2 protein-coding genes are annotated in these 2,903 nt (G+C 76.5%); one reads left to right on the top strand and one right to left on the bottom strand.

The features are described 5' to 3' along the window. The first annotated feature begins 28 nt into the window (after positions 1-28). On the top strand, positions 29-1,744 hold the full coding sequence (locus ABZ885_RS38550) for a GAF domain-containing protein (protein ID WP_360199469.1): 1,716 nt from the start codon (positions 29-31) through the stop codon (positions 1,742-1,744). A gap of 72 nt (positions 1,745-1,816) precedes the next feature. On the opposite strand, the gene ABZ885_RS38545 is transcribed toward ABZ885_RS38550, so the two are convergent. Further along, positions 1,817-2,803, bottom strand: coding sequence for a hypothetical protein (locus ABZ885_RS38545; RefSeq protein WP_360199467.1), 987 nt, complete (start codon positions 2,801-2,803; stop codon positions 1,817-1,819). Positions 2,804-2,903: the final 100 nt, after the last annotated feature.

The raw sequence follows: 2,903 nt of genomic DNA, 5'->3' as shown, positions 1-2,903 counted from the left end.
TGGCGTCGGGAGAGCCGCGGAGGTCCCCTTGGGCAGCGAGTCGGAGAGTCCCGGCCCCGTGCCGCAGCTGCGCCTGGACGAGTTGCTCGACGAGCTCCAGGCCCGGCTGGACGCGGCCCGGGGCACCCGCGACCGGGTGCACAGCCTGCTGGAGGCGGTGCTGGCGGTCGGGCGCGACCTCGAGCTGGCCCAGGCGCTGCGGCACATCGTGGAGGCGGCGGTCACCCTGGTGGACGCCGAGTACGGCGCGCTCGGCGTGATCGGCGAGGACCAGCGGCTGACGCAGTTCATCCCCGTCGGCCTCACCGACGAGCAGGTCAGGCACATCGGCGCGCTGCCCTCCGGCCACGGTGTCCTGGGCGAGCTGATCCGCCACCCCGAGCCGCTGCGGCTCGCCCGGATCTCCGACCACCCCGGCTCCTACGGCTTTCCGGCCAACCACCCGCCGATGCGCACCTTCCTCGGGGTGCCGATCCGGATCCGGGGCAAGGTGTTCGGCAACCTGTACCTCACCGAGAAGCGGGGCGGCGGCGAGTTCGACGCCGAGGACGAGTCGGTCCTGGCCACGCTCGCCGTCGCGGCCGGCGTCGCGATCGACAACGCCCGGCTCTACGCCCGGGCCCGGCAGCGGCAGCGCTGGCTGGAGGCGAGCGCCGAGGTCACCAGCAGCCTGCTGTCCGGGAGTGCGGAGCAGGAGGTGCTGGACCTCCTGCTCGCCCGGGCCACCGAGATCGCCGGTGCGGACCTCGCGGTGGTCGCCCTGCCGCTGCCGGACGCCGGCGAACTGGAGGTGCGGACCGCCGTCGGCCTCGGTGAGCGGCAGCACCGCGGCCTGGTGCTGCCGGTCGAGGGGTCGTTCGTCGGCGCGGCCGTCCGCACCGGCGGGCTCGTGGTCAGCACCGACGTCCGGAAGGACCCGAGGATCACCGCCGGTCCCCCGCGCTGGGAGGGCCTGGGCCCGGCGATCGCCGTCCCGATCGGCACCCCGGAGCGGGGGGTGCGCGGCGTGTTGATGCTGGCCCGGGCGGCCGGCGCCCCGCTGTTCGAGGAGGACGAGTCCGGCCCGCTGCTGGGCTTCGCCGGCCAGGCGGCGGTGGCGATGGAACTCGCCGAACGCCGCCGGGACTCCGAGCAGGTCGCCCTGCTGCGGGAACGCGACCGGATCGCCCGCGACCTGCACGACCTGGCGATCCAGCGGCTCTTCGCCACCGGCATGACCCTCCAGGGCGCCGCGCGCTTCATCGACCATCCGGAAGCCGCCGAGCGCGTCATGCGGGCCGTCGACGACCTGGACGAGACGGCGAAGACGATCCGCGCCACCATCTTCGGCCTGCGGCTGCGCGAGCGCGGCCCCGCCGCGACCGGCCTGCGCACCCGGGTGGTCGAGGTGGTCCAGCGGGCCGCACGGACGCTCGGCTTCACCCCCGCCCTGCGGATGACCGGCCTGCTCGACGTCACCGTGCCCGCCGAGGTCGCGGACGCCGCCGTCGCCGTCCTGGAGGAGGCCCTCTCCAACGCCGCCCGCCACGCCGCCGCGAGCGCCGTCGACGTCTCCGTCGACGCCTCGGCCGGGCTGACGCTCACGGTGACCGACAACGGCGTCGGCCTCCCCGAGGACGGCCGCCGCAGCGGGCTCGCCAACCTCGCCGACCGCGCCGCCACCCTCGGCGGCACCTTCACCGCCCGTCGCCGGCCGGAGGGCGGCACCGAGCTGACCTGGCAGGTCCCGCTGCCGGAGGCCTGACCGCCCGCAGGCCCGCCCGGCCGCCCCCGGCACCGTCACGACCCCCGATGCCTTACGACCCCTCCGGCACCGTCACGTCCCCTCCGGTTCCGTCACGTCGCCGGCCGCCAGGCGCGGGGTCGGGGCGCCCTCGGGGCCGTAGCCGAGGCGGATCAGCATCTGGACGTGCCCGGGGTGTTCACGGGGGTCACGGGCGGCCCAGCGCAGGTAGGGCCACTCCATCGCCTGATGCAGCAGGGAGGCGCGGACCCGGTGGACGGTGGCGGCGAGCAGGACGTGTTCCAGCGCGAGTCCGGCGCGCAGCCAGTCGGCCGGCGCGTCGCGCCCGGTGGTGAGCACGCCGATGCACGGTTCGCTCTCGAAGGCGGCGGGAGCCCGGTGTTCGGCGGCGCGGATCGCCGCGAAGTCCCGCACGGGCAGCCGGCCGGCCCGGTCCTGCGGGCCGAGCGCGCCGGCCGGGATGCCGTACGCCGGGCCGCTGCCGGTGCGGATCCAGCTGCGGCTCTCGTCCCGCTGGGCCGGGTCCGTGGTGTTGCGGCGCTCGGCCTCGGCGGTGAGGTGCAGCAGCCGGTCGGTCTCCGCGGCGCCGGGCAGGTGGAGTTCGGCGTCCTCGGCCAGGGCGGCCGCCGTGAGCTCGTCGAGGACGGCCTGCGGGACGGTCTCCCCGGTGAACGGCGTGCGGATGGTGTGGCGGTGCCAGATCGCCTCGTACAGCCGGTCCGTGCCCGGTGCCCTCGCGGGTGCGGCGGTGTCCAGGCGCACGTCGGCGAACAGGTCCGGTTCGGCCGGGTCGGGCAGCAGGCGGACCTCCGGGGCCCAGCCCAGGTGGCGGGCGGCGACGCGCAGGTTGAGGACGGCGGCGCCGACGGAGAGGTGCAGCGCCCGGCCCTGGGGGTCGGCGGCCGGGACGGCGCGGGTCCGGTCGGCGCGGACCTCCAGGGTGGAGGTGTCGGGCTGCAGCCGGAAGCGCCAGGGCTGGCTGTTGTGGATCGAGGGTGCGGCGACCGCGGCGGAGACGAGCGTCTCCAGGGCGGCGGCGTCGAGCGCGAGGGTGGGCATGACCGCCTCCTCGGGCGTGGCAGGAGTGGACCACTTCCACCGTGCGACCGGGGTGCGGCGCGGCGCTTGGGCCGTTCGGCTCAATCTCCGGCCCCTTCCG

This window comes from Kitasatospora sp. NPDC047058 (assembly GCF_040643935.1).
Taxonomy (GTDB): Bacteria; Actinomycetota; Actinomycetes; order Streptomycetales; family Streptomycetaceae; genus Kitasatospora.
The sequence above is the reverse complement of the archived record's forward strand: the minus strand, read 5'-3'. Positions and strand labels throughout refer to the sequence as shown.